We start from the raw sequence: 24925 nt of genomic DNA, 5'->3' as shown, positions 1-24925 counted from the left end.
CGGGGGCTACTTCTTCGGCGGCAGTGCGAACTTCGCACCCAGGGCGATGAGGTCCTGGTAGCGCGAGCCGGTGTACTTGCCGAAGTTGTGCACGATGTGGGCGTCGAGGCCGACCAGCACGCGGGCCTGCTTCTTCTCGATGCCGTGGATGATCACCTCGGCGGCCTTCTCCGGCGTCGTGCGCGCGAGCTTCTCGTCGAAGAACTTCGCGGTCGCCGCCTGGTCCTCCTTGGCCGAGGTGCGCGCGGAGCGGGCGATCGCGGTCTTGATGCCACCGGGGTGGACGGCGGTGACGCCGACGCCGGTCTTGCCGATCAGCATCTCCTCGCGCAGCGCCTCGGTCATGCCGCGCACCGCGTACTTGGCGGCGTTGTACATCGACTGACCCGGCATCGACACCAGGCCGAAGAGCGAGGAGATGTTGACGATGTGCGCGTCACCGGACGCCGCACCCGACTCCAGCAGGGCCGGCAGGAAGAACTTGGTGCCGTGCACGACGCCCCAGAAGTTGATCCCGATGATCCAGTCGATGTCCTTCCACTCCAGGTCGACCAGGTCGCCGGCGAGCGCGACCCCGGCGTTGTTGATCACGACGTTGACGCCGCCGAAGTGGTCCAGGACCGCCAGCGAGTACGCCTCGAAGGCGTCGCGGTCCGCGACGTCGAGCTGCGCGGTGTGCACGTCGACCGGCGCCACGTCGGCGACGGCGGCGGCGGTCTCCTTCAGGCCGGTCTCGTTGATGTCGGAGAGCGCGAGCTTGGCGCCACGGCGGGCGAAGTCCAGCGCGAGGGCGCGACCGATGCCGGAGCCGGCACCGGTGATCACGACGACCTTGTTCTTGAAGTTCTTCATGCGGAAACAGCCTCCGTGGCGGTGGTGGTGTCGACGGCGTCGGTGAGCGCGGTGACGTCGTAGCTGGTGGGGTCGAAGCGGGAGAGGTGGCGGCGGAACGTGAAGGTCTGGCCCGGCCACAGGGTGACGTTGTTGCCGAACTTGTCGAGGTACCACGAGGCGCACCCGCCGGTGGTCCACACCGTCTTCCTCATCCGCTCGAGCACGGCGGTGGTCCAGCGCTCCTGGGCCTCCGCGGTCGGCTCGATCGCGGCCAGGCCCTGCTGGCGCATGGTGCGGGCGGCGTCGACGACGTACCGGACCTGCGACTCGATGATGAAGATCATCGAGCTGTGGCCGAGCGCGGTGTTGGGGCCGACGATCTGGAAGAGGTTGGGGAAGCCGTGGATCGCGGTGCCCTTGTAGGCGCGCATCCCGGTCTCGTCCCAGACCGCGGCGAGCGTACGGCCCTCGCGGCCCGTGACGTGCTGTGCGATCGGCGCGTCGGTGACGTGGAAGCCGGTCGCGATGACGAGGACGTCGATCTCGCGCTCGGTGCCGGTGCTGTCGACGATGCCGCCGGCGGTCACCTTCGCGATGCCGTCGGTGACGAGCTCGACGTTGTCGCGGTCGAGCGCCGGGTACCACTTGTTGGAGACCAGGATGCGCTTGCAGCCGGCGCGGTACTGCGGGGTCACCGCGGCGCGCAGAGCGGGGTCGGAGATGCCCTTGGCGATGTTCTTCTTGCCCTGCGCCTCGACCGCCTTCATCGCGACGGGGAAGCGGACGAAGGCCGGCACGCGAGCCTCGAGGGTCGCATAGACCCCCGCGCGTACGGCTCGCTGGGCGCCCGGGACGTAGCGGAAGAGCGTCTTCTCGAGACTCGTGAAGCGGCGCTCGTTGCGCGGGATGATCCAGTTCGGGGTGCGCTGGTAGACGTCCACGCGGCCGGCGATCTTCGCGACCTCGGGGACGAGCTGGATCGCGGAGGCGCCGGTGCCGATCACGGCGACGCGCTTGCCGCGCAGGTCCACGTCGTGGTCCCAGCGGGCGCTGTGGAACACCTCACCGGCGAAGGAGTCGATGCCGTCGATGTCGGGCAGGGACGGCTCGGAGAGGCCGCCGGAGGCGGAGACGACGGTCCGGGCGGCGTACGTCCGCTCCTCGCCGGTCCGCACGTGCGTGGTGGTGACGATCCAGCGCTGCTGCGCATCGTCCCAGGTGGCGTGGTCGACGGCGGTGTCGAGGACGCAGCGGTCGAGGATGCCGGCCTCCGTGGCGACCCGCTTGGTGTACTCCCAGATCTCCTGCTGGGGGGAGTAGACCTTCGACCAGTCCGGGTTGAGCGCGAACGAGAAGCTGTAGAGCTGGCTCGGGACGTCGCACTCGGCACCGGGATAGGTGTTGATGTGCCACGTGCCGCCGACGTCGCTGTCCTTCTCGACGACGACGAAGTCGCGCTCGCCTGCTTCGTCGAGCTTGATCGCTGCGCAGAGGCCGCCGAAGCCCGCGCCGACGATGAGGTGGTCCACCTCGATCGCAGTGCCTGTCTGAGTCATGTACTCGACGGTAGGTCCCCTATTGAACAGATGTCAATAGGCGTCTAGGGTTCTTCACATGGCCTCCCGGATCCGTCTGTCGCCCGAGCAGCGACGCGTGCAGCTGCTCGACCTCGGCGTGCGGCTCTTCGCCCGGCGCTCCCTCGACGAGCTGTCGGTGGACGTGCTCGCCCAGGAGGCGGGGATCTCGCGCGGGCTGATCTACCACTACTTCGGCGACAAGCTGGGCTTCCGCGAGGCGGTGGTCCGTCGCGCCGCCGAGGACCTCGTGGCCGCCACCGCGCCCCCGGCCACGGGGGAGCCGCTCGAGCGCCTGGTCGTGTCGATGGGCGCCTATCTCGACTGGGTCGAGCGCAACCACGAGGGCTATCTCTCGCTGCGCCGCGGCGCTGCCTCCGACCCGGTGCTGAGCGACGTGTACGACAGCGCGCGGTTCGCGCTCACCGACCGGATCTTCCGCTCCGACGACTCGGGCCTGATCCCGGACACGCCGGTCGTGCGGCTGGTGGTGAAGGGCTGGGCCTCCTACGCCGAGGAGCTGGTGCTGAGCTGGGTCGCCGAGCCCGGGGAAGTCACGCGGGAGCAGCTCGTCGACCTGCTCTCGGGCTCCCTGATCGCGCTGGTGACGGCGGCGGCGTAAACCGCTGGCCGGGTGAGGGAGAATGGTCCCCGCCATGCACATCACCTATCCGGAGCACCTGCCCGTCAGCGAGCGCCGCGAGGACATCGCGGCGGCCATCCGGGACCACCAGGTGGTGATCGTCGCCGGCGAGACCGGATCCGGGAAGACCACCCAGCTGCCCAAGATCTGCCTGGACCTCGGCCGCGGTGCCGGGCGTGAGGGCGGCGGAGGGCTCATCGGCCACACCCAGCCGCGTCGGATCGCCGCGCGGTCGGTCGCCGAGCGCATCGCCGACGAGCTGGCCCAGGACGGGCTGGGTGACGGCGTCGGATCGGTCGTCGGCTACCAGGTCCGGTTCACCGACCGTACGTCCGCCGCGAGCCGGATCAAGCTGATGACCGACGGCATCCTGTTGGCCGAGCTGCAGCGCGATCGCGACCTCAAGAAGTACGACACGATCATCATCGACGAGGCGCACGAGCGCTCTCTCAACATCGACTTCCTGCTCGGCTACCTCAAGCGCCTGCTGCCGCGCCGGCCCGACCTCAAGCTGATCGTCACCTCCGCCACCATCGACACGGCTCGCTTCGCCGAGCACTTCAGTGACGTCCGTACGGGCGAGCCGGCACCGATCATCGAGGTCAGCGGACGGACCTTCCCCGTCGAGGTCCGCTATCGGCCGCTGATGGAGCTGCCGGAGAACGACGACGAGGGCGAGCCGGTCGTCCGCGACCAGACCGAGGCGATCGTCGACGCCGTCAAGGAGCTGAGCGCCGAGGGACCCGGCGACATCCTGGTCTTCCTGCCCGGCGAGCGGGAGATCCGCGACACCGCCGACGCGCTGGCCGACATCTCCCGGTCGGTGCGCGGAGGAGGGGGCGGCGTCGAGATCGTCCCGCTCTACTCCCGGCTCTCGGCCGCCGACCAGCACCGCGTCTTCCAGCCCCACACCGGGCGCCGCGTGGTGCTCGCCACCAACGTCGCCGAGACCTCGCTGACGGTCCCCGGCATCCGCTACGTCGTCGACTCCGGCGTCGCCCGGATCTCGCGCTACTCGGCGCGCAGCAAGGTGCAGCGTCTCCCCATCGAGGCGATCTCCCAGGCGTCGGCCAATCAGCGCAGCGGTCGCTGTGGCCGCGTCGAGGCCGGCATCGCGATCCGGCTCTACTCCGAGGAGGACTTCGAGGGCCGTCCGGAGTTCACCGACCCGGAGATCCTGCGGACGAACCTCGCCTCGGTCATCCTCCAGATGGCCTCCCTCGGCCTCGGCGAGATCAACCGCTTCCCCTTCGTCGAGGCGCCCGACAACCGCAACGTCACCGCGGGTGTCCAGCTACTCGAGGAGCTCGGCGCGCTGGCGCCGGGCACGGCCGGGCGCACGCCGCATCTCACCGGCCTGGGCAAGAAGCTCGCCCGTCTCCCGATCGACCCCCGGCTGGCGCGGATGATCCTCGAGGCCGAGCGGCTCGGCTGCGTCCGCGAGGTCATCGTCATCGCCGCCGCGCTCTCGCTGCAGGACCCGCGCGAGCGCCCCGGGCAGGACCACCCCAAGGAGCAGGCGCAGGCCGACCAGTTCCACGCCCGCTACAAGCACGAGGCATCGGACTTCCTGACCTGGCTCAACCTGTGGCGCTACCTCAAGGAGCAGCAGCGGGAGCTCTCCTCCAGCGCGTTCCGCCGGATGTGCAAGCGCGAGTTCCTCAACTACCTGCGCGTACGCGAGTGGCAGGAGTTCGAGTCGCAGCTGCGCCAGGTCTGCAAGGAGATGAAGATCCAGCTCGGCGCCGTCGCGGAGCTGGCGTCCGACTTCGGGGCGAACGAGGACGGCATCCATCAGGCGCTGCTGTCGGGCCTGCTCTCGCAGATCGGGATGCTCGAGGAGCGCGAGAAGGAGAAGCCCGGGCAGGCGCGCGGCGGGGACAAGCCGCGCCGCCCCGGCCCGCGCGAGTACCTCGGCGCCCGCAACACGAAGTTCGCGCTGTTCCCCGGCTCGGTGCTGCACAAGAAGAACCCGCAGTTCGTGATGTCCGGCGAGCTCGTCGAGACCTCCCGACTCTGGGCGCGTCAGAACGCCGCGATCAAGCCGGAGTGGGCCGAGCGGCTGGCCGGCGAGCTGGTCAAGCGCACCCACTCCGAGCCGCACTGGTCGCGCAAGCGGGCCGCCGTGATGGCCCGTGAGCGCGTCACCCTGTACGGCGTGCCGCTCGTCGCGGACCGGCTGGTCAACTACGGCCGGATCGACGCCGCGATCGCCCGTGAGCTCTTCATCCGGCACGCGCTGGTCTACGGCGAGTGGCAGACCCACCACCGGTTCCTCGCCGAGAACGCCGCCCTCATGGAGGAGGCCAAAGAGCTCGAGCACCGCGCCCGGCGCCGCGACATCGTCGTCGACGAGCACACCCTCTTCGACTTCTACGACGCCCGGGTGCCCGAGAACGTCGTCAGCGGCGCGCACTTCGACCGCTGGTGGAAGCAGCAGCGCGACAAGGGTCTGCTCACCTTCGACCTCGACATGCTCACCCGCGAGCACGACATCGACGAGACCGAGTTCCCGAGCGTGTGGGAGAGCGGACCGCTCACCTTCGAGATCGGCTACCACTTCGAGCCCGGCACCGCCGACGACGGCCTCACCATCGACGTCCCCGTCGCGACCCTCAACCGGGTCGGCGACGACGACTTCTCCTGGAACGTCCCCGGTCTGCGCGAGGAGCTCGTCACCGCGCTGATCCGCTCGTTGCCCAAGAGCCTGCGGACCAGCTTCGTACCGGCTCCGGACCAGGCCCGGCGCTTCCTCGCCGAGGTCCCTGCGGGCGAGGAGCCACTGCTCGACGCGCTCGAGCGCTGGGGCCGGGCGACCGCGGGCGTGCACATCCCGCGCGAGGCGTGGGACCAGAGCAAGATCCCCGAGCATCTGCGCCCGACCTACCGCGTCGTCGACGAGTCCGGCAAGGAGCGGGCCCGGGGCAAGGACCTCGCCGCGCTCAAGGCGCCGTTGGCCGGTGAGTTCCGCAAGGCCATCGCCGAGGTCGCCACCGACGTCGGTCTGGCCCGTACGGGTCTCACCGCCTGGACGATCGGCGACCTGCCGGCGACCGTCACCGAGAAGCGGGCAGGACACGAGGTCACCGTCTACCCGGCGCTCGACGACGAAGGGGCGACCGCGGGCGTCGTGGTCTGCGGCGGACTCGAGGAGGCCGAGGCCCGCCACCGGCTCGGCGTCGCGCGGCTCCTGTTGCTCGCCACCCCGAGCCCGGTCAAGCAGGTGATCGACGGACTGTCGCTGCAGGACAAGCTCGCGCTCGCCTCCACGCCGTACGCCAACACCGCCGCGCTGGTGGAGGACTGCCGCGCCGCGGTGGTCCAGCAGGTCGTCGACGCCCGGCCGCGGGCGATGACCGAGGCGGCCTTCGCCGAGCTCCGCGCCGCCCTGGGCGGGGCCGGTGACCACCAGGCGGCCGTCGTCGCGGTGCTCTCCGACGCGCTCCGGGCGCTGGCGAGCTGGCGCGAGGTCGACAAGGTGCTCAGCGGCCGCGCGGACATGTACCAGCTGCCCGCGCTCACCGACATGAAGGACCAGGTCGCGCGGCTGATGCACGTCGACAGGTCCGGGAGCGGGTTCATCCGGGAGGCCGGTGCGACGCAGCTGCGCCGCTACCCGACGTACCTCGCCGCGATCATCGAGCGCCGCCGCAAGCTGGACGCGAACCTCAACGTCGACCGCCAGACCCAGGACCGGATCGCCGATCTGCAGGAGCACTACCTGCACCAGGTCGCGGCACTGCCGCCCGGGCGCCCGCCGGGGGAGCGGCTGCGCCAGGTGCGCTGGATGCTCGAGGAGTACCGCATCCAGCTGTGGGCCCAGCAGCTGGGCACGGCGCAGACCGTCAGCGACCAGCGGATCCGCAAGATCCTCGGCTGAGGTCGTGCCGCCGGGCCGTCACCTAGGCCGGGCCGACCGCACGACCTAGGCTGAAGGGATGAGCCGCCAGCACCACCGCCCCATGCAGCCGGGCGACCGCTTCTTGGAGGAGGTCGCCGGAGGAGTCGACCCGATCGAGCTGCGCGAGGCCGCCGACCGCGCCGCGGCGCTGTTGGTGCGCGGCGCGCGCGACAGCGACGACCCGGCGGTGACCGAGCGGCTGCTGCACCTGGCCGACACCGAGGGGATCGAGACGATCGCCGAGGTGTGGGCCGGTGCGCCGGCCGACTCGCTGGCCGGCAGCCTGTGGCGGCTCTACCTCCTGCGCAGCTGGGTCTACGCCGACCCGTACGAGCTGGCCCGACAGTTCGACGCCGGTCGGCGAGGCGCTCCGGTGGCCCGCGTGGTGGCCGGTGTGGCCGAGCCGCCGGGACCCGAGGAGCTCAAGGCGCTGGTCGACCAGGTGCTGCGCGGGATCGCCGGCAGCGAGTTCGCCGACGTGCTGTTGCGCGCCGCCGCGTTCGCCCGGGTGGTGGCCACCGGACGGGCTGCCCTGGAGCACGAGCCGACCGAGGTGCGGCACACGCTGGCCCTTGCCGAGCAGCTCGAGGCGGCAGGTCATGCAGAACTCGCCGGACGCTTGGGGTGAGCCGTTAAGATAGCCATCGAGCACGTCGGGCCGTGGCAGCCCCGGGTCCCAAAATAAGCCGCTACGAGCGGCCACGCGCCGTGAGGCGCTCCCGGTCCGGCGTGCTCACTTTGTCTGTCGAAGGGAAGGCGTCGGGTTGAGGTCGATTCGGGCGGTCGCGGCAGCACTCGCACTCACCGCGGCAGTCCCGCTGGTCCTCGCCGGATGTGGCGGCGCCGCCAACACGACCGCGCCGCGCCCCACCGCCACGGTCACGGTCACGCCGCAGCCCGTCGCGCTGACGGTCGGCTTCTTCGGCACGGCTCGTGAGATCGCCGCCTACCAGGCGGCCATCGACAACTACGACGCCGCCAACCAACGGGTGACGCTCACGCTCAAGACCTGGCGCAACGCGGCGCTGATGATGCGCGACCTCGCCGGCGGCACCCCCGCCCCGGACATCTTCCTCGCCGAGCGCGGCGACCTCGACGTACTGCAGGGGAGCAAGCTGACCCAGCCCCTCGACGACCTGCTCGCCGCGCGCAACGTCGACCTCGGCGATGGCTACTCGCGAGAGGCCCTCGAGGCGTTCTCCGCCGATCACCACCTCACCTGCATGCCGTACGCCGCGACGCCGCAGGTGCTCTTCTACAACACCGACCTCGTGGACTTCGACGCGATGAAGGCCCAGGGCCAGCCGGTGCCGGGCGACCTGACGTCCGGCAAGTGGAACCTCGCGCAGTTCGACGCGGCGGCCCACTGGGCTGCGCGTCCGGCCCAGGGCATCCGCGCCTTCGTCCAGCCGACGGACATCACGGGGCTGGCGCCGTACCTCTACTCCGGCGGCGGCAAGGTCGTCGACGACGACGGGTCGCCCACCTCGCTGGCGCTCTCCGACGACAGCAACCAGGGGGTCTGGGACAAGGTCCTTCCGGTCCTCAGCGACGCGGAGACGGCCGTGACCGGCCGGCAGCTGCGTGGGCACTCGGCGCTCCAGTGGTTCCGCCGCGGACGACTCGCGATGCTGGTCGGCGACCGCTCGATGGTGCCGGCGCTGCGTGATCAGGTCGGGCTGCACTGGGATGTCATCGGTCTGCCGGCCGTCGGCGAGCAGGCCACCGTGGGCGACTACACCGGTCTGTGCATGAGCGCCCAGAGCAAGGATCCGCAGGCGGCTGCCGACCTGCTCGCGTACCTGATCTCCCGGCCGGCGGTCTCGCTGGTCGCTCACGCCGGTTACATCGTCCCCGCCAGTGCCGAGGTCGCGATGTCCGAGGACTTCCTCCAGCCCTACCAGCGCCCGGCGCACGCGCAGGTCTTCGTCAACGCGAGCCGCGCGATGCACATCCTGCCGATCGGCTCGACGTATCTCGAGGAGATCGACCGCCAGACCGACGGCCTGATCGCCAACCTCTTCCGCCCGGGCGCCGACACCGCGTCGCTCACCCAGCAGATCGACGCGGCCAGCCAGCCGGTCCTCGCCGCTCAGAACGGCGTGCTGCACCCCTCGCCGACGGCCACCCCGACCAACTAGCCACCGCGTCTGCGCGTACGCAGCTGCACGCTCGGGTCAGGCCTCGGCGCCGAGGATCGCGTCGACCAGCAGGGGAGCGGTCAGCGCGATCTGCCAGCCGCGGGCGCCGTACCCGCTGAGCTGGGTGGCGACCTCGTCGAGCAGCGCACCCGGGTCGCGGGTGCCCGGCGGGGTCCACATCGCGCGCCGCAGGTAGTCGGGGGTGAGCAGGTTCTCGAGCGGGACCTTGCGCTCCTCGGCGAGCGCGGTGATCGACTCGCGAGCCAGTGTCAGGCGGCGGGCCGCGACCGGGTCCTTGTCGGCCCAGGCGCGCGGCGGCGGGGGGCCGCCCTCGCTCTTCGGGTTGCGCGGCGGCAGCTCGCTCTCCTCGAGGGCGAGCACCTCCTTGATCGCCGCGATCCAGCGCGAGGAGTAGCGCTCCGCGCCGCGGCCGTGGAAGCCCTTGAGACCGAGCAGTGCGGCGCGATCGGTCGGCATCGCGGCCGCGGCGACCACGATCGCGGCGTCGGGGATGATCCGCCCGGGCGTCACGTCGCGCTGCTGGGCGATCTCGTCGCGGGCCTCCCACAGCGCCTTGATCACGCCGAGCTCGCGTCGGCTGCGGATGCGGTGCATGCCGGACGTACGCCGCCAGGCATCGGTGCGCGGCACGAGCTCGAAGGACCGCTCGGCCTCGAACTCCTGGCGGGCCCACTCCGCCTTCCCGGTTTCGGCGAGCTCGAGCATGAGCGCGTCGCGCAGCTCGACCAGCACCTCGACGTCGAGTGCGGCGTACTCCAGCCACGCGGCCGGCAGCGGTCGGGTCGACCAGTCGGCTGCGGAGTGCTCCTTCTTCATGTGGAAGCCGAGCACCGTCTCCACCAGCGTGGCCAGGCCGACGCGCGGATAGCCGAGGAGGCGTCCGGCGAGCTCGGTGTCGAAGAGTCCGGCGGTCGGCCTGAGGCCGATCTCCGCCAAGCACGGCAGGTCCTGGGTGGCGGCGTGCAGGATCCAGTCGACCCCGTCCAGCGCCTCGATCAGGGGATCCAGGGTCGACAGGCCGATCGGGTCGATCAGCCAGGTGCCGGACCCCTCGCGCCGCAGCTGGACGAGGTACGCGCGGTTGCTGTAGCGGTAGCCCGAGGCGCGCTCGGCGTCGACTCCGACCGGGCCGGTGCCGGCGGCCAGCGCGGCCGCGGCCTCACGCAGCCCGGCGTCGGTGTCCACGACCGCGGTCAGGCCGTCGCGCAGGGTCAGCAGCGGCGAGACCGGGGCCTCCTCGCCGACCTCGGCCTGCTCGTCCTCGCCGCCCTCGAAGCCGGGGGTGGTGATGCTCTCCGGCGTCGCCGCCGCTTCCTCTGTCACGCAGTTCCTCGCTGGCCACGCCGGGAGGGGAGCACAGCGACCCCCTCGGGGACCGGCGGCAGGCCGACAGCGGTGCACATCAGCTCTGCCCACGCCTCGACGTGGGGGCGGACATCGACATACCCGTCCTCGTCGGCCACGGGCGTCCACGACGCCCGGATCTCGACCTGCGCCGAGCCGTCCTCGTCGGCCATCCCGCCGAAGCTCTCGGTGGCCACCCGCGTGACGGACCCGGAGGCCGCCTCGTAGGTGGCGCCGTTGGACTCCAGCGCCTCGGTCAGCCACGACCAGCCGACCGCGCCGAGCAGCGGGTCGCTGACCAGCTCGAGCTCGACCTCGGCGCGGGTGTAGAGCACGCAGCGGAAGGTGCCGCCCGCCCATGCGTCGTTGCCCTCGGGGTCGTGCAGCAGGATCAGCCGGCCGGTGCCGAGGTCCTCCTCGTCGACGGTGACGTCGGCCGAGAGGGCGCTCGCGTACGGGGCGATGCGCTGCGGCGCTGGCATCTCCTCGCAGAAGATCTCCGGTCGCAGGACCGCCGTGTGCATCGTCGCCACGGCAGCACGGAACACAGCAGGCACGGCAGAACCCGCGCCAGGGCGTGCTTCTTCCCGAACGACCATGTGTCCAGGGTAAGTCGGGGTTCCTCGTACGGATGTGCGAACACGCCGGGGTGGGTGCGACGATCGTGAGCGTGACGACTGCACGCGATCCCCGTCTGGCCGACTCCGCCTTCCTCAAGGCGGCCCGCGGCGAGACGCCGCAGCACACGCCGGTGTGGTTCATGCGCCAGGCGGGCCGGGCGCTGCCGGAGTATCACAAGGTCCGCGAGGGCGTCGCGATGCTCGACGCCTGCATGGACGCCGATCTCATCACCGAGATCACCCTCCAGCCGGTCCGCCGCTACGGCGTGGACGCGGCGATCTTCTTCTCCGACATCGTGCTGCCGCTCAAGCCGCTCGGCCTCGACCTGGAGATCAAGCCGGGTGTCGGCCCCGTCTTCGCCAACCCGGTGCGCACGCTCGCCGACGTCGAGGCGATCCCGGACCTGACGCCGGAGCACGTCCCGTTCATCACCCAGGCCGTGCAGAACCTGGTCGCCGAGCTCGGTGGCACGCCCCTGATCGGCTTCGCGGGCGCGCCGTTCACGGTCGCGTCCTACCTCGTCGAGGGCGGCCCGTCCAAGGAGTACGCCAAGACCAAGGCGCTCATGTTCGGTGCCCCGGACGTGTGGGACGCCCTGATGCGCAAGATCGCCGGCATCTCGGCGACCTTCCTCGAGGTCCAGGTCAACGCCGGCGCCTCCGCCATCCAGCTCTTCGACTCCTGGGCCGGTGCGGTCACCCCGAGCGACTACGCCACCTATGTGCGTCCGTACTCCTCGGCCGTCCTCGCCCGCGCGGGCGAGCTGGGGGTCCCGCGGATCCACTTCGGAGTGAACAGCGCGATGCTGCTCGACCAGATGGGGGAGGCCGGCGCAGACGTCGTCGGCGTCGACTGGCGCACCCCGCTGGAGTACGGCATCGACAAGATCGGCCCCGAGCGTGCGGTCCAGGGAAACCTCGACCCGACACTGGTCTTCGCGCCGACGGGCGTGATGCTGCAGCGCGCCGGCGACGTCATCGAGGCCGGGAAGCGGGCCAAGGGCCACATCTTCAACCTGGGCCACGGGGTCATCCCCTCCACGAACCCCGACCAGCTCAAGAAGCTGGCCGAGTTCGTCCAGGGCTACCCCGTCTGAGCCGACCGGATCTGGGCGACCCGCGCCCGGAGCGCCTCGATGAGGGCGTCCACGCTCGCCGGCAGGCGGGCGCCGCGGCGGGTCAGCATCACCATCCGCACCCCGATGGGGTCGACGGCCAGCGGCCGGGTGGTGATCACGCCGGCGAGCAGCAGCGGCGCATCCGTGACGCTGAAGTCCGGCAGGATGGTGACGCCCAGCCCCGAGCCGACCATCTGCATGCCCATCTCGGCGCCGTCGGTCGTGTGCCACGCCGGCGGGACGGCGTCGCCGAACAGTCGCCGTGCGACGCGGTACATGAGGTAGCCCTCACGCATCCCGATGAAGCCGGCCGCGAGCACCTGGTCGGGTGACACGGCGTCCAGGGCGGCGAGCGGGTGCTGCGTCGGCATCACCACGACGGGCTCACCGCGCAGCAGCTCGGTGCCGTCGACGTCGGGGTGCAGGTCGTCGGTGACGAGCAGGTTGACCAGGCCCAGGTCGAGAGTGCCCTCCGTCAGGCCGGTGTGGATCTCGTCCTGCTGCAGCTGGCGGACCTCGATCGGTGCCGGGTGATGACCGCTCTGGTGGGCCTTGATCGCCGGCAGCACGATGTGCGCGGTCGCGGTGTTGACGGTCCCGACCCGGATCGTGCGTCCCACACCGGTGTGTCCTCCGGCCTGCTGCTCGAACCGCGCGACCGCGTCGAGGATGTCGGCGAGCAGCGGCATCAGGTCCTTGCCGATGCTCGAGATCCGCGCCCCGGAGCGCCGACGATCCAACAGGCTCACCCCGAGCTCGCGCTCCAGCCGCGTGATCGCCTCGCTCAGCGCGGGCTGGGAGACCCTGAGGTGCTCGCCGGCACGCCGCAGCGATCCGTGGGCCGCGACCGCGGCGACGTACTCCAACTGCTCGAACCGCACCGGCCGGCCCTCCTCTTGCCAATAATGTCTACTGACATAGTAGGTTAACTGGTGATAGGCCTACCCTTCCGCGGAGTGACATATGACTGACTTGACCTTCCACTGGTTCATCCCCGCCAACGGCGGTGACGGCCGCGCGGTCGTCGGCGGTGGCCACGGCGTCACGGCCGGCGCTGCCGGCCGCCCGGCCTCCGTCGCCTACCTCGGCCAGATCGCCCGGGCGGCCGAGCAGCAGGGCTTCGAGGGCGCGCTGATCCCTACGGGGCCCTGGTGCGAGGACGCATGGGTGACCTCGTCCATGCTGACGGCGGTCTCCGAGCGTCTGAAGTTCCTCGTCGCCTTCCGTCCCGACGCGGTCGCGCCGTACGTCGCCGCCCAGATGGCCGCCACGTACGTCAACCTCACCGGCGGGCGCCTGATGCTCAACGTCGTCACCGGCGGCGAGGACCACGACCAGCGCATGTACGGCGACTTCCTGGGCAAGGACGAGCGCTACGCGCGCTGTGACGAGTTCCTGACCATCGTCCGCGCGCTGTGGAGCGGTGAGACGGTCGACTTCGCCGGGAAGTACCTGGCCGTCGAGGACTCGAGCCTGCAGAACCTGCCGCGCGAGCTCCCGCAGATCTACTTCGGCGGCTCCTCGCCGGTCGGCATCGAGGTCGCGGCCAAGCACGCCGACGTCTATCTGACGTGGGGTGAGCCCCCGGCCGCGGTCGGGGAGAAGATCGCGCGCGTCCGCGCCGCGGCCGCGGCGTACGGCCGCACCCTGCGCTTCGGCGTACGGCTCCACACGATCGCGCGGGACACCTCCGCCGCAGCGTGGGCCGAGGCGGCGCGCCTGCTCGAGGGCATCAGCGACGAGGAGATCGCCCGGATGCAGGCGGGCCTGCGCAAGAGCGGCTCGGAGGGCCAGCGCCGGATGCTCGAGCTCAACGGCGGCTCCAAGGACGACCTCGAGATCCACCCGAACCTCTGGGCCGGCGTCGGTCTGGTCCGCGGCGGGGCCGGCACCGCCATGGTCGGCAGCCACGCCGAGATCGCCGACCTCATCGAGCAGTACGCCGCTGTCGGAATCGAGGAGTTCGTGCTCTCCGGCTACCCGCACCTGGAGGAGGCGTACTGGTTCGGCGAGGGCGTCCTGCCCGAGCTCGAGCGCCGAGGCCGCTGGAGCAATGCCGCGCCCGCGCCGTACGCGAGCCGGGCGTCGGTGCCGTTCGGTGCGGCGGTCGACTGAGCCCGCACCCTGCAACAACGAGGGGCGGTCGCCGGATGCCGGCGACCGCCCCTCGTTCTCGTTCTGATGGTTACTCGAGGACGCTGTCCACGATGCTCTTGATGTCGACCTTCTTCGGGATCTCCCCGGCCTCGGTGAACCGGTCGGCGAGCTCCTGGGTGGCGGTGATGTCCTCGGCGCTGACCGGCTCGACCGTGCTCTGCTTGCGCGCGGTGACCTTCTTCAGGATGTCCACGGGGATGCCGGACTCGTCGGACCAGCCCTGCGCCCACTGGTCGGAGTGGGACTTGGCCCAGTCGAAGCCCTGGCCCACGAGCTTGACGAAGGACGCGATGTTGGCGCGCGTGCCCGCGTCGTCCAGGGACTTGCTCGAGGCGACCTCGAACTGGCGCCAGGCGTCGTCGGCGACGGTGTCGGTCGCAGCGGTGAGGTCGACGGCGCCGTCCTCGACCTGGGCCTGGGCGACGAACGGGTCCCACGTCACGTACGCGTCGACCTGTCCGGTCTTGAACGCGGCCAGGCCGTCGGCGGGCGCGAGGTACTGCGGCTGGACGTCCTTGAGGGTGAGCCCGGCCTGGGCCAGGGAGGTGAGCATCAGCCCGTCGGCCGATGAGCCCTTGAAGACGGCGATCTTCTTGCCCTTGAGGTCGGCGATCGAGTGGATGTCCGAGCCCTTCGGCACCAGGATCGAGTCGTTCTGCTTGTCGGCCTCGTGGACAGCGGCGACGACCTTGAAGTTCGCGTCGGACGCGGCGCCGAAGATCGGCGGCACGCCGCCGACCCAGGCCACGTCGATCTGGTCGGCGGCGGCGGCCTCCACGATCGGCAGGCCGGCGGTGAACTCCGACCACTCGATCGTGTAGGGGAGGTTCTCGAGGAGGCCGGCCGCCTTGAGGACCGAGCGGATGCCGTCCTTCTGCACGCCGACGCGCAGGACCGGCTTGCCGTCGGCGGCCGACGAGCCCGAGCTGTCGTCGCTCGATGAGCCGCAGGCGGCGAGGGTTCCGGTCAGGGCGAGCGCGGTGGCTGCGACGAAGCTGCGGCGGAGGAGGGAGGTCATGCGGGTTCCTTCTCTGGGGTGATGGGTGCGGGGTCGTGGGGGAGGCCCTCGTCGACGCCGAGGAGGCGCAGGAGGGCGGCGCGGTGGGCGACGATCTCGGGGTGGTCGCGGCGACGGGGCCGGGGGAGCGCGACGCGCTGGTCGTGGGTGATCACGCCGTCGGCGATGACCAGGACACGGTCGGCGAGGAGCAGCGCCTCCTCGACGTCGTGGGTGACCATCACGACCGCCGGGCTGTGCGCGTCCACCAGGCGGCGGACGAGGTCCTGCGCCGAGATCCGGGTGAGGGCGTCGAGGGCGGAGAAGGGCTCGTCGAGGAGGAGCAGGTCCGGCTCGCGTACGAGCGCTCGGGCGAGTGCCACCCGCTGGCGCTGGCCGCCGGAGAGCTGGCGGGGCCAGTCCTTCTCGCGACCGGCGAGGCCGACCTCGGAGAGCATGGTGGCGGCACGCCCGCGAGGATCGGGACCGCGCAGCCCGAGCGCGACGTGTCCAGGACGCGGCGCCAGGGGAGGAGCCGGGCCTCCTGGAACACCACCGACGGCTCCTGGCCGGTCACGATCTCGCCGGTGGCCCCCGTGTCGAGGCCGGCGATGATCCGCAGGAGCGTCGACTTGCCGCAGCCGGAGTGCCCGAGCAGCGCGACGAACTCGCCGGCGTGCACCTCGAGGTCGATGCCGGCCAGGACCTGGCGCTCGCCGAAGCGGCGACCGACCCCGCTCAGGCTCGCCACGACGCGGCCACGGCCGGTCCCGTCGGCCGTATCGGTGCCGGTAGCGGTGATGCTGGAGGTGGTCATGCGGCGCTCCCTTCGTCGCGCCAGCGCAGGGCGCGGCGCTCGAGCAGTCGGACGATCGAGTCGGTGAGCAGGCCGAGGACGGCGTAGCAGAGCAGCCCGACCACGATGACGTCGGTCTGCAGGAAGTCGCGGGCGTTGTTGATGAGGTAGCCGAGGCCGGCGCCGGCGTTGACCTGCTCGGCGACGATGAGCGCGATCCAGGCGGCGCCCAGCGACTGCCGCAGGCCGACGAGGAAGCCCGGCAGGACCTGCGGGACGTAGAGGTCGCGCAGACGCTCGAGCCGGTTGAGCCGCAGGACGCCCGCGACCTCGGTCAGGTCGCGGTCGATGTCACGCAGCGCCGCGACCAGGTTCAGATAGATCGGCACGATCACGAAGAGCGCGACCAGGTAGATCTTCGGCTCCTCCTTGATCCCGAACCAGATGATGAACAACGGCACCAGGCCGAAGATCGGCAGCATCCTCAGCGCCTGCATGATCGGGTCGAGGAGGGCATCGCCGATCTTCGAGAGGCCCACGATGGTGGCCGCGACGATCGCCACGCCGGCGCCGAGCAGGAAGCCGAGGGCGGCGCGCCGGGACGAGACCACGATCGCGTCGCCGAGCTGACCGCTCTGGATCAGCCGCCAGGCCGTATGGGCCAGGTCAACCGGCGAGGCGAGGGTGGCGCTGTTCAGCACGCCCGTCCAGGACGCGAGCTGCCACAGGAGGATCACGGCGAGAGGTGAGAGGGGTCTGACTACCCCGTGAACGGACATGGCTATCACCATAGAGCATGTTGCTAAAGACAATCGAAATACGCGACAAAGATGCCGAAGGTGCTTGACCTGGACTCCGGACGAGTGGGAGCGTGATCAAAGTCGAGTAAATTGATACAGATACGCAATCACGGAAAGTGAGCCGTCCCCCATGAGCATCTCCTTCACCAAGCTGAGCGCCAATCTCGGAGCTCGTGTCTCGGGTATCGACATCACCGCCGACTTCTCCGCGAGCCAGCTCGAGGAGCTGCGCGCCGGCCTGGTCGAGCACAAGGCGCTCGTCTTCGACGCGCCCGGCCTCACGGCCGAGGGCCAGGAGCGGTTCGCCGGCCGCTTCGGTGCGATCACCACCTCGCACCCGACCGTGCCGGGTGACCCGACGATCAACATCCTCGACGTCGACTCGATGTCCTCGAAGGCGAACGAGTGGCACACCGACGTCACCTTCGTGCACAACCCGCCGTCGATCACGACGCTGCGGGCAATCACCCTGCCTCCGTACGGCGGCGAGACCCTGATCGCGGACACGGCCGCCGCCTACCGCAGCCTCCCGCACCCGCTGCGCGCGCTGGCCGACACCCTCTGGGCGATCCACTCCAACCAGTACGACTACGCCGACATCGCCGCGGACCGTGACCTGTCGGAGAAGGCCAAGAGCTACCGCGAGGTCTTCCAGTCCCTGGAGTTCGAGACCCGCCACCCGGTCGTACGCGTGCACCCGGAGTCGGGGGAGAAGGGTCTGTTCATCGGCGGCTTCACCCGCCGCATCGAGAGCCTGAACAGCAACGACTCGCGTGATCTCATCCGGATCCTGCAGAGCCACGTCACCAAGCCGGAGCACATCCTGCGGGTGCAGTGGCAGCCCGGCCAGCTCGTCGCCTTCGACAACCGGATCACCCAGCACTACGCGATCGACAACTACGGCAATGCCCCGCGCAAGCTCTCCCGCGTCACCGTCTCGGGCACGGTCCCGGTCTCGGTCTCCGGCGAGCGCTCGACCGTGCTCAAGGGCGACGCCAGCCACTACACGCCCTCGGACGAGACCGTCGCCGCCTGATCCGCCGCTGCGCCCGCCGCTCTCGGGTGCGGCGGGCGCAGTCCTGCTCGTCCGGACGATCGTCCAGGTGGCGGACGACACGCCCACGATGTGAGACATTCCGACCTACGTCCCGGTAGGTCTATAAAGTTCAGTGAACTACTAAACAAACAAGACCAAACGGACCTGGTCCGCACCCAACCCACAGGAGCACCCGATGACCCGCACCGCCCGAGCCCGCGTGAAGCTGACCGCCGGTCTGCTCGCCTCCCTCGCCCTGGTCGGGAGCGCCACCGCCTGCGCCAGCAGCGAGGCCGCTGCCGGCAAGGGCAAGGAGGTCACCACCATCCGCTACCAGTCTTACGCCGGCGGTGTGGACTCCCTCCTGCTCGCCGACGCCCTCGGCGACCTCAAGGGCCTGACCCTCAAGCGAGTCGGCGACATCACCGGCGGCCCGCAGGCGCTGCAGGCGCTGGTGTCCAACCAGACCGACATCGGCGGCTCCGCGTTCTACGGCGCGATCGCCCAGCTGGTCTCCTCGGGCGCGAGGATCAAGGCGGTCTTCCCCAGCTACGGCTCGAACGACAAGATCCAGCAGAAGCTCGCCGTCCCGGAGGACTCCTCCATCAAGACGGCCCGTGACCTGATCGGCAAGAAGATCGCCGTCAACACGCTGGGTGCCAACAGCGAGGCCATCATCGACACCTGGCTGGCCAAGGAGGGCCTCAGCCAGGACGAGATCAAGAAGGTCACGCTCGTCGTGCTCCCGCCGCTCAACATGCCGGAGGCGCTGGCCAAGGGCCAGGTCGACGCCGCGGCGCTGTCGTTCCTCGGCTACAAGGTCGCCTCCCAGTCGGTGAAGCTGCGCAACCTCGTCGACGACACCGACGTCGTGGGTGGCCCGTACGCGGGCGGTGGCTACACGCTGCGCGACGACTTCATCAAGGCCAACCCCAACACCTCGCGCGAGCTCATCGCCGGCATCGCCGACGCTGTGGAGTTCATCGAGACGCACTCAGCGGATGAGGTCTTCAAGGTCCTCTTCCCCTACCTGGAGAAGCACGGCTTCGCCGACTACGAGGACGCCATCAAGGCCAACTTCCCCGGCACCCTCGGCCTCACTCCCAAGCCGGTGATCGCCGACGGCGACATCACTCGCTGGACGGACTGGCTGTCCAGTCACGGTGACATCGCGCCCGGCTCGGTCAAGCCGTCGGACGTCTACACCAACGAGCTCAACCCGTGGGCCGACGGCGGCTCGGCCACCAGCACGGGCACCCCCGCCGCCACCCCGTCCACCGGAGGTGCCTCATGAGCAGTCGGATCACTCTCGAGAGCGTCGGCCAGACCTTCTGGGTCCGCGGCAACGACGACAAGCAGCTGCGCGAGTTCGTCGCGCTGGACTCCCTCGACCTGGACGTCGCGCCGGGCGAGTTCCTCACCGTCGTGGGCCCCTCGGGCTGTGGCAAGTCCACCGTCCTCGACCTGATCGCCGGACTGGCCAAGCCGACCAGCGGGCGGCTCGCCATCGACGGCAAGCCCATCACCGGTCCGGGCCTCGATCGCAGCGTCGTCTTCCAGCAGTACACGCTGCTGCCCTGGCGCACCGCCCAGGCCAACATCGAGTTCGCCCTCGAGGCGAAGGGCGGCCTGACGAAGAAGGAGCGCGCCGAGCGGGCGCGGACCTACCTCGACCTGGTCGGCCTGACGGAGTTCGCCCAGCGATTCCCGCACGAGCTCTCCGGCGGCATGAAGCAGCGCGTCGCGATCGCGAGGTCCCTGTCGTACGAGCCTCAGGTGCTGCTCATGGACGAGCCGTTCGGCGCGCTCGACGCCCAGACCCGCGAGCGCCTCCAGGAGGAGCTGGTCCGGATCTGGCAGCGCACCGGGACCACGATCGTCTTCATCACCCACGACATCGAGGAGGCCGTCTTCCTCGGCCAGCGCGTCGCCGTCATGAGCGCCCGTCCCGGCCGCATCCGCGAGGTCGTCCCGATCGAGCTGGACCGCGCCGGCGCGGGGGAGCGCGACATCCGGGCCACCCGCGAGTTCGCCGACTACCGCCACCACATCTGGTCGCTGCTGCGCGAGCAGAACCTCAGCGCCCCGGCACCCGTGGACGCCGAGAAGGAGCTGACCCATGTCGCCTAGCCTGCTGGCCGAGAAGACCGAGGCCCGTCCCAACCCCCGCCAGGAGGAGTCGGTCAAGGCCAAGGGCGCCTCGCCCCGACGTACGAGGGCCGTCACCGCCACCCGAGGTCTGCTCGGCGTGATCGCCTTCCTCGCCGTATGGGAGTTCGCACCGCGCGCCGGCCTGGTCAACGACTACTTCATCCCGCCCTTCCACGTGATCGCCCGAACGTGGTGGGAGATGATGCGAGACGGCGAGCTGGAGAAGCACATCCGGGCCAGCCTGATCCGCTCCGCAGCCGGCTTCTTCGCCGCCATCGCGATCGCGATCCCGCTCGGCGCCGCGATCGCGTGGTACCGCCCGGTCCGCGAGTTCCTCCAGCCGGTCCTGGAGATCTTCCGCAACACCGCGGCACTGGCGATCCTCCCGGTCTTCACCCTGATCTTCGGGATCGGCGAGACCTCCAAGATCGCCATCGTCCTCTACGCGTGCTTCTTCCCGATCCTGCTCGCCACCGTGACCGGCGTCGCCACCGTCGACCCGCAGCTGCTGCGCTCCGCGAAGGTGCTGGGCCTCAGCCCGGTGGCGACCTTCCGCAAGGTGGTCTTCCCGGCCGCGATCCCGACCATCTTCACCGGCATCCGGATCTCCGGCGCCGCCGCGATCCTCGTGCTCATCGCCGCCGAGATGATCGGCGCCACCGCGGGGCTGGGCTTCCTCATCAACTACGGGAACCAGAACTTCCTGATCCCCACGATGTACGCCGCGATCCTCACCACCACGGTCCTCGGCGTGCTCATCAACTACGCCCTCATCGCCCTCGAGCGCCGCTTCTCGCGCTGGCGTGCCTGAAAGGAACTGTCATGCCCCAGTCCCGCAAGCCCCGCACCCTCTCCCTCAACGCCTTCCTACACGACACCGGCCACCACGAGGCCTCCTGGCGTCACGCCGACAGCTCGGTCGAGCGGGTCGGCGACGTCACCTGGATCCAGGAGATCGCCAAGAAGGCCGAGGCCGCCAAGCTCGACGCCGTCTTCCTCGCCGACAGCCCTTCGTTCTGGGGCGGCGGCCACCGTCCGCACAACCAGTTCGAGCCGATCACGCTGCTCACCGCGCTCGCCGCGGTCACCGAGCGGATCGGACTGATCGCCACCGCGTCGACCACGTTCTACGAGCCGTACAACCTCGCTCGCCTCTTCGCCTCGCTCGACAACATCTCCGGAGGTCGCGCCGGCTGGAACATCGTCACCACCTTCAACGAGGGCGCCGCCCACAACTTCGGACTCACCGGCGTGCCGAGCAACGAGGAGCGGTACGGCCGCGCCGACGAGTTCGTCAACGTCGTCGACCGGCTCTGGGACTCCTGGGAGGACGACGCGATCGTCGCGGACCGGGCCTCCGGGGTCTTCCTCGACACCGACAAGGTGCACCCGATCGACCACGTCGGGCGCTACCTGCGGGTCAAGGGTCCGTTCAACGCGCCGCGATCCCCCCAGGGCCGCCCCGTGCACGTCCAGGCCGGCTCCTCGAACGAGGGCCGCGCCTTCGCCGCCCGGCACGCCGAGGCGATCTTCACCGCACACCAGACCCTCGAGGACGCCCAGGCGTTCTACGCCGACATCAAGTCGCGCGCCTCGCAGCTGGGCCGCAACGCCGACCACGTCCTGGTCCTGCCGGGCATCAGCCCCTTCATCGGCGACACCCCGGCGGAGGCCGAGGAGCTCTACCGACACTTCAACAGCCTCACCGTCCCCGAGTACGGCATCCGCCAGCTCGAGACCATGGCCGGCGTCTCGCTGCGCCACCTCGAGCTCGACGAGGCCGTACCGCTGGACGTCTTCGGTGCCGCGGGCGACGTGCTCAACAACGACCGCTCCCGCAAGCAGGTCGTGGCCAACATCGTCCAGCGCGACCGCCCGACCCTGCGCGAGCTGCTGCACCGGCTGGCGGGCGGCCGGGGGCACAACGTCGTGCACGGCACCCCGACCCAGATCGCGGACACCATCCAGGAGTGGTTCGAGGGCGGCGGGGCCGACGGCTTCAACGTGATGCCGCCGCTCTACCCGCAGCTGCTCGACGCCTTCACCGAGAAGGTCGTGCCGATCCTGCAGGACCGCGGCCTGTTCCGGACCGAGTACGAGGGCAGCACGCTGCGCGAGCACTACGGCCTACCGCGCCCCGAGTCGGTCTACGCCCAGCGCGAGCAGGCGCTCGCATGAGCCGCCAGCTGCACCTCAACGCCTTCCTCATGGAGGCCGGCCACCACGAGGCCGCCTGGCGGCTGCCCGAGGCCGACCCCGGCGCCAGCTTCGACCTGGGCCACTACGTCAGGCTCGCGCAGCTGGCCGAGGCCGCGACGTTCGACTCGCTCTTCCTCGCCGACGGTCCGGTCGCCCAGGGCACCGGCGAGTTCCGCACCCCGGGGCAGCTCGAGCCTCTCACCCTGCTCACCGCGCTGGCCGGGGTCACCGAGCGGATCGGTCTGATCGCGACCGCCTCGACCACCTACAACGACCCGTACAACCTGGCCCGGAAGTTCGCGTCCGTCGACCACGTCAGCGGCGGCCGGGCCGGGTGGAACATCGTCACCTCGGCGACCGAGCAGGAGGCGGCCAACTTCGGCCTCGCCGACCGCCCGGCGCACAGTGCCCGCTACGAGCGCGCCGAGGAGTTCCTCCAGGTCGCGCTGAAGCTGTGGGACTCGTGGAGCGACGACCACTTCCTCGGCGACAAGGCCGGGGGCCGCTGGGGCGACCCGGCCGAGCTGCGCGCGATCGATCATGTCGGCAAGCACTTCCGCGTCGCCGGCCCGCTCAACGTGCCGCGCCCGCCCCAGGGCTACCCGCTGCTCGTCCAGGCGGGTGCCTCGGAGGAGGGCAAGGCGTTCGCGGGCACGTACGCCGAGGCGATCTTCGTGGCCCACCAGACCCTTGAGCTCGCGCAGGCCTTCTACAGCGATATCAAGGCGCGCGCCGCGGCCGCGGGCCGCAACCCCGACCACGTCGTCGTGCTGCCGGGCATCGTGCCGATCATCGGCTCGACCGAGCGGGAGGCGATCGCGCTGGCCCAGCAGCTCGACGACCTGCGGATCCCGGCCTTCGGGCTGCGGATGCTCGCGGGCGTCCTGGAGGTACCGGAGTCCCAGCTCGAGCTGGACGCCCCGCTCTCGCCGGCGATCACCGGCCGGACCTCGCGTGAGGGCTTCGACTCGCGGGCCAACCTCATCATCGAGCTGGCCGTACGGGAGAACCTCACCGTCCGCCAGATCCTCGGCCGCCTCGGCGGCGGGCGCGGCCACAACGTCGTGGTCGGCACGCCCGAGCAGATCGTCGAGGTCATCGAGTGCTGGTTCCACCACGGCGGGGCCGACGGCTTCAACGTGATGGGCGCGGCGCTGCCGTCCGGGCTCGAGACCTTCATCGAGCAGGTGGTCCCGATCCTGCGGGCCAAGGGCCTGTTCCGCGAGGAGTACGCCGGGACGACGCTGCGTGAGCACTACGGCCTGCCCAAGCCGGCCAACCAGTACGCCCGAGTCGGGGCCGCGGCCGCCGGATGACGCTGACCGCCGTGGCCCGCGTGGGGGCCGAGCGGGATCGGGAGGCCGAGGTGGGGCTCCGCCTCCTGGTCCTGCTCGCCTTCATCGCGGCCGCCTCCCCGCTCGCCATCGACCTGTACCTCGCCAGCTTCCCGGGCATCCAGCGGGACCTGGCGACCACGCCGACGATGGTGCAGCTCACCCTGACCGCCTATCTGGTCGGGATCTCGATCGGGCAGCCGATCTGGGGACCGATCTCCGAGCGGTACGGCCGGCGCCGGCCCCTGATCCTGAGCAACACGATCACGGTGGCCTCGTCCATCCTCGTCGCGCTGGCGCCGACGATCGACGTCCTGATCGCAGGGCGCCTGGTCCAGGCGCTGTCCGCCGGGTCGGGGATGGTGATCGCTCGCGCGATGATCGCCGACCGCGCCCACGGCTACGCCGGTGTCCGGGCACTCACCCTGATGATGACCATCCTCGGCGTGGTGCCGGTCGTCGCGCCGACGCTCGGCGGCCTGATGGCCACCTTCCTGCCCTGGCGCGGCGTGCTCGGGGTGTTCGCAGCGATCGTGGCCGCCCAGCTGGTGGTCAGCGTGCGCTGGGTGCCGGAGACGCTCCCGGCCGTACGTCGTACGGCCCGCGTGCAGTACGCCGACCTCGGTCGTGTGCTGGCCCGCCCGGCGTACCTCTCCTATGGCGTCACCCTCGGGCTCAGCGTCGCGGTGATGATGGCCTACCTGGCCGGCTCGTCCTTCATCTACCAAGAGGTGCTCGGCTTCAGCCCCGTCGGCTACGGCCTGGTCTTCGCGGCCAACGCGGTCGCCATGATCGCCGCCGGGCTCTTCTCCAGTCGGCTCGCCCGCCGGGAGATCCACCCCGCCCGTACGGCCGCCCTCGCGCTGCCGGGGGTCGTCGTCTGCTGTCTCGCCCTCGCGGTGATCGCCCAGACGCCGTGGCCGGCACTGATCGTGATCCCGTCGGTGGCCAACGCGTTCTGCGTCAACCTCGTCACCGGAAACTGCATGGGGCTCGCGATGGCCCAGGCACGTGACCTGCCCGGCGCCGGGTCGGCGGTGCTCGGCCTGTTCATGTTCGGCTTCGGCGCGGCGGCCACGCCGCTGGCGAGCGCCTTCGGGGGAGTGGGGTCGGCGCTGCCGACCGCCGTCGTGATGGCCGTGACCGCGCTGGCCGCCGCCTCCGCCTTCGTGATCGGCCGCTGGTGGGTGGTGCGTCACCCGCTAGTAGAGACCGTATTCGCATAAAGTAGATTCATATACACGACTTATGATCGGAGT

General features: G+C 70.6%; 21 protein-coding genes and 1 pseudogene. 13 read left to right on the top strand and 9 right to left on the bottom strand.

Annotated elements, in window-relative coordinates:
* Window positions 1-6 precede the first annotated feature (6 nt).
* Together KSO98_RS09605 and KSO98_RS09600 are read right to left on the bottom strand one after the other, a co-directional pair.
* A complete protein-coding gene (locus KSO98_RS09605; RefSeq protein ID WP_225285192.1) occupies window positions 7-852 on the bottom strand; it encodes an SDR family NAD(P)-dependent oxidoreductase in 846 nt (281 codons plus the stop codon).
* The gene (locus KSO98_RS09600; RefSeq protein WP_225285191.1) at window positions 849-2390 is read right to left on the bottom strand and encodes a flavin-containing monooxygenase; all 1542 of its coding nucleotides are present in this window, start codon (window positions 2388-2390) and stop codon (window positions 849-851) included. The genes KSO98_RS09605 and KSO98_RS09600 overlap by 4 nt, the downstream gene beginning before the upstream one ends.
* 58 nt (window positions 2391-2448) lie before the next feature.
* On the opposite strand from KSO98_RS09600, the gene KSO98_RS09595 reads away from it, so the two are divergent.
* The 4 genes from KSO98_RS09595 to KSO98_RS09580 all read left to right on the top strand — a co-directional run bounded on the left by KSO98_RS09595 (window position 2449) and on the right by KSO98_RS09580 (window position 9093).
* Complete coding sequence (locus tag KSO98_RS09595) at window positions 2449-3030, top strand: TetR/AcrR family transcriptional regulator (RefSeq protein ID WP_225285190.1); 582 nt, start codon at window positions 2449-2451, stop codon at window positions 3028-3030.
* A 34-nt stretch (window positions 3031-3064) separates the two neighbouring features.
* Window positions 3065-6931, top strand: coding sequence for an ATP-dependent RNA helicase HrpA (gene hrpA / locus KSO98_RS09590; protein ID WP_225285188.1), 3867 nt, complete (start codon window positions 3065-3067; stop codon window positions 6929-6931).
* Window positions 6932-6989: 58 nt separating this feature from the next.
* Entirely contained in the window at window positions 6990-7580 is a 591-nt protein-coding gene (locus KSO98_RS09585) for a hypothetical protein (RefSeq protein ID WP_225285185.1), read from the top strand.
* A gap of 136 nt (window positions 7581-7716) precedes the next feature.
* Window positions 7717-9093 (top strand): extracellular solute-binding protein, encoded by a 1377-nt coding sequence (locus tag KSO98_RS09580; RefSeq protein WP_225285183.1) that lies wholly within the window; start codon window positions 7717-7719, stop codon window positions 9091-9093.
* Window positions 9094-9129: 36 nt separating this feature from the next.
* Here KSO98_RS09580 and KSO98_RS09575 read toward each other — a convergent pair whose 3' ends face one another.
* Both KSO98_RS09575 and KSO98_RS09570 read right to left on the bottom strand, forming a co-directional pair.
* Window positions 9130-10437: an HRDC domain-containing protein gene (locus tag KSO98_RS09575; protein WP_225285182.1), complete on the bottom strand. Its 1308-nt coding sequence runs from the start codon at window positions 10435-10437 to the stop codon at window positions 9130-9132.
* Complete coding sequence (locus tag KSO98_RS09570; protein WP_225285180.1) at window positions 10434-11057, bottom strand: DUF3000 domain-containing protein; 624 nt, start codon at window positions 11055-11057, stop codon at window positions 10434-10436. The genes KSO98_RS09575 and KSO98_RS09570 overlap by 4 nt, the downstream gene beginning before the upstream one ends.
* Before the next feature lie 32 nt (window positions 11058-11089).
* Here KSO98_RS09570 and hemE point away from each other — a divergent pair, with 32 nt between their 5' ends.
* The gene (gene hemE / locus KSO98_RS09565; RefSeq protein ID WP_372457775.1) at window positions 11090-12175 is read left to right on the top strand and encodes a uroporphyrinogen decarboxylase; all 1086 of its coding nucleotides are present in this window, start codon (window positions 11090-11092) and stop codon (window positions 12173-12175) included.
* Here the strand turns inward: hemE and KSO98_RS09560 are convergent.
* Window positions 12163-13077, bottom strand: coding sequence for a LysR family transcriptional regulator (locus tag KSO98_RS09560; RefSeq protein WP_225285177.1), 915 nt, complete (start codon window positions 13075-13077; stop codon window positions 12163-12165). The genes hemE and KSO98_RS09560 overlap by 13 nt on opposite strands.
* An 82-nt stretch (window positions 13078-13159) precedes the next feature.
* Between KSO98_RS09560 and KSO98_RS09555 the strand changes: the two genes are divergently transcribed.
* Entirely contained in the window at window positions 13160-14311 is a 1152-nt protein-coding gene (locus KSO98_RS09555; protein WP_225285175.1) for an LLM class flavin-dependent oxidoreductase, read from the top strand.
* Window positions 14312-14381: 70 nt separating this feature from the next.
* Here KSO98_RS09555 and KSO98_RS09550 read toward each other — a convergent pair whose 3' ends face one another.
* The 4 genes and pseudogenes from KSO98_RS09550 to KSO98_RS09540 form a co-directional block, all read right to left on the bottom strand.
* Window positions 14382-15371 carry an ABC transporter substrate-binding protein gene (locus KSO98_RS09550; RefSeq protein ID WP_225285174.1) on the bottom strand — a complete coding sequence of 330 codons (990 nt, stop codon included), beginning with the start codon at window positions 15369-15371 and terminating at the stop codon, window positions 14382-14384.
* Entirely contained in the window at window positions 15368-15808 is a 441-nt protein-coding gene (locus tag KSO98_RS18535) for an ATP-binding cassette domain-containing protein (protein ID WP_263642555.1), read from the bottom strand. The genes KSO98_RS09550 and KSO98_RS18535 overlap by 4 nt, the downstream gene beginning before the upstream one ends.
* Window positions 15809-15915: 107 nt before the next feature.
* A pseudogene (locus KSO98_RS18530) lies at window positions 15916-16167 on the bottom strand (ATP-binding cassette domain-containing protein); the annotation flags it as partial.
* Window positions 16164-16883 carry an ABC transporter permease gene (locus KSO98_RS09540; protein ID WP_225285173.1) on the bottom strand — a complete coding sequence of 240 codons (720 nt, stop codon included), beginning with the start codon at window positions 16881-16883 and terminating at the stop codon, window positions 16164-16166. The gene KSO98_RS09540 and the pseudogene KSO98_RS18530, both read right to left, overlap by 4 nt.
* 193 nt (window positions 16884-17076) lie before the next feature.
* On the opposite strand from KSO98_RS09540, the gene KSO98_RS09535 reads away from it, so the two are divergent.
* From KSO98_RS09535 to KSO98_RS09505, 7 genes are all read left to right on the top strand, one after another.
* On the top strand, window positions 17077-17982 hold the full coding sequence (locus KSO98_RS09535) for a TauD/TfdA dioxygenase family protein (RefSeq protein WP_225285172.1): 906 nt from the start codon (window positions 17077-17079) through the stop codon (window positions 17980-17982).
* 196 nt (window positions 17983-18178) lie between these two features.
* Window positions 18179-19276 (top strand): ABC transporter substrate-binding protein, encoded by a 1098-nt coding sequence (locus KSO98_RS09530; RefSeq protein WP_225285171.1) that lies wholly within the window; start codon window positions 18179-18181, stop codon window positions 19274-19276.
* A complete protein-coding gene (locus KSO98_RS09525) occupies window positions 19273-20112 on the top strand; it encodes an ABC transporter ATP-binding protein (RefSeq protein ID WP_225285168.1) in 840 nt (279 codons plus the stop codon). The genes KSO98_RS09530 and KSO98_RS09525 overlap by 4 nt, the downstream gene beginning before the upstream one ends.
* A complete protein-coding gene (locus tag KSO98_RS09520) occupies window positions 20102-20944 on the top strand; it encodes an ABC transporter permease (protein WP_225285166.1) in 843 nt (280 codons plus the stop codon). The genes KSO98_RS09525 and KSO98_RS09520 overlap by 11 nt, the downstream gene beginning before the upstream one ends.
* 11 nt (window positions 20945-20955) lie before the next feature.
* Window positions 20956-22311 (top strand): LLM class flavin-dependent oxidoreductase, encoded by a 1356-nt coding sequence (locus KSO98_RS09515; RefSeq protein WP_225285165.1) that lies wholly within the window; start codon window positions 20956-20958, stop codon window positions 22309-22311.
* On the top strand, window positions 22308-23648 hold the full coding sequence (locus KSO98_RS09510) for an LLM class flavin-dependent oxidoreductase (RefSeq protein WP_225285164.1): 1341 nt from the start codon (window positions 22308-22310) through the stop codon (window positions 23646-23648). Before KSO98_RS09515 ends, KSO98_RS09510 begins: the two co-directional genes overlap by 4 nt.
* Before the next feature lie 11 nt (window positions 23649-23659).
* Window positions 23660-24892, top strand: a complete 1233-nt coding sequence (locus KSO98_RS09505) for a multidrug effflux MFS transporter (protein WP_225285163.1) — start codon at window positions 23660-23662, stop codon at window positions 24890-24892.
* The last annotated feature ends 33 nt before the right edge of the window (window positions 24893-24925 follow it).

This window comes from Nocardioides nematodiphilus (assembly GCF_020216525.1).
GTDB lineage: Bacteria > Actinomycetota > Actinomycetes > Propionibacteriales > Nocardioidaceae > Nocardioides > Nocardioides nematodiphilus.
The sequence above is the reverse complement of the archived record's forward strand: the minus strand, read 5'-3'. Positions and strand labels throughout refer to the sequence as shown.

Bases quoted from the DNA above. Each gene is read 5' to 3' on its own strand.
- KSO98_RS09520 (WP_225285166.1), top strand. From the start codon at position 20,102: ATGTCGCCTAGCCTGCTGGCCGAGAAGACCGAGGCCCGTCCCAACCCC.
- KSO98_RS09530 (WP_225285171.1), top strand. From the start codon at position 18,179: ATGACCCGCACCGCCCGAGCCCGCGTGAAGCTGACCGCCGGTCTGCTC.
- KSO98_RS09600 (WP_225285191.1), bottom strand. From the start codon at position 2,390: ATGACTCAGACAGGCACTGCGATCGAGGTGGACCACCTCATCGTCGGC.
- KSO98_RS09515 (WP_225285165.1), top strand. From the start codon at position 20,956: ATGCCCCAGTCCCGCAAGCCCCGCACCCTCTCCCTCAACGCCTTCCTA.
- hemE (WP_372457775.1), top strand. From the start codon at position 11,090: ATGTGCGAACACGCCGGGGTGGGTGCGACGATCGTGAGCGTGACGACT.
- KSO98_RS09585 (WP_225285185.1), top strand. From the start codon at position 6,990: ATGAGCCGCCAGCACCACCGCCCCATGCAGCCGGGCGACCGCTTCTTG.
- KSO98_RS09570 (WP_225285180.1), bottom strand. From the start codon at position 11,057: ATGGTCGTTCGGGAAGAAGCACGCCCTGGCGCGGGTTCTGCCGTGCCT.
- KSO98_RS09510 (WP_225285164.1), top strand. From the start codon at position 22,308: ATGAGCCGCCAGCTGCACCTCAACGCCTTCCTCATGGAGGCCGGCCAC.
- KSO98_RS18535 (WP_263642555.1), bottom strand. From the start codon at position 15,808: ATGCTCTCCGAGGTCGGCCTCGCCGGTCGCGAGAAGGACTGGCCCCGC.
- KSO98_RS09550 (WP_225285174.1), bottom strand. From the start codon at position 15,371: ATGACCTCCCTCCTCCGCCGCAGCTTCGTCGCAGCCACCGCGCTCGCC.
- KSO98_RS09535 (WP_225285172.1), top strand. From the start codon at position 17,077: ATGAGCATCTCCTTCACCAAGCTGAGCGCCAATCTCGGAGCTCGTGTC.
- KSO98_RS09595 (WP_225285190.1), top strand. From the start codon at position 2,449: ATGGCCTCCCGGATCCGTCTGTCGCCCGAGCAGCGACGCGTGCAGCTG.
- KSO98_RS09555 (WP_225285175.1), top strand. From the start codon at position 13,160: ATGACTGACTTGACCTTCCACTGGTTCATCCCCGCCAACGGCGGTGAC.
- KSO98_RS09605 (WP_225285192.1), bottom strand. From the start codon at position 852: ATGAAGAACTTCAAGAACAAGGTCGTCGTGATCACCGGTGCCGGCTCC.
- KSO98_RS09525 (WP_225285168.1), top strand. From the start codon at position 19,273: ATGAGCAGTCGGATCACTCTCGAGAGCGTCGGCCAGACCTTCTGGGTC.
- hrpA (WP_225285188.1), top strand. From the start codon at position 3,065: ATGCACATCACCTATCCGGAGCACCTGCCCGTCAGCGAGCGCCGCGAG.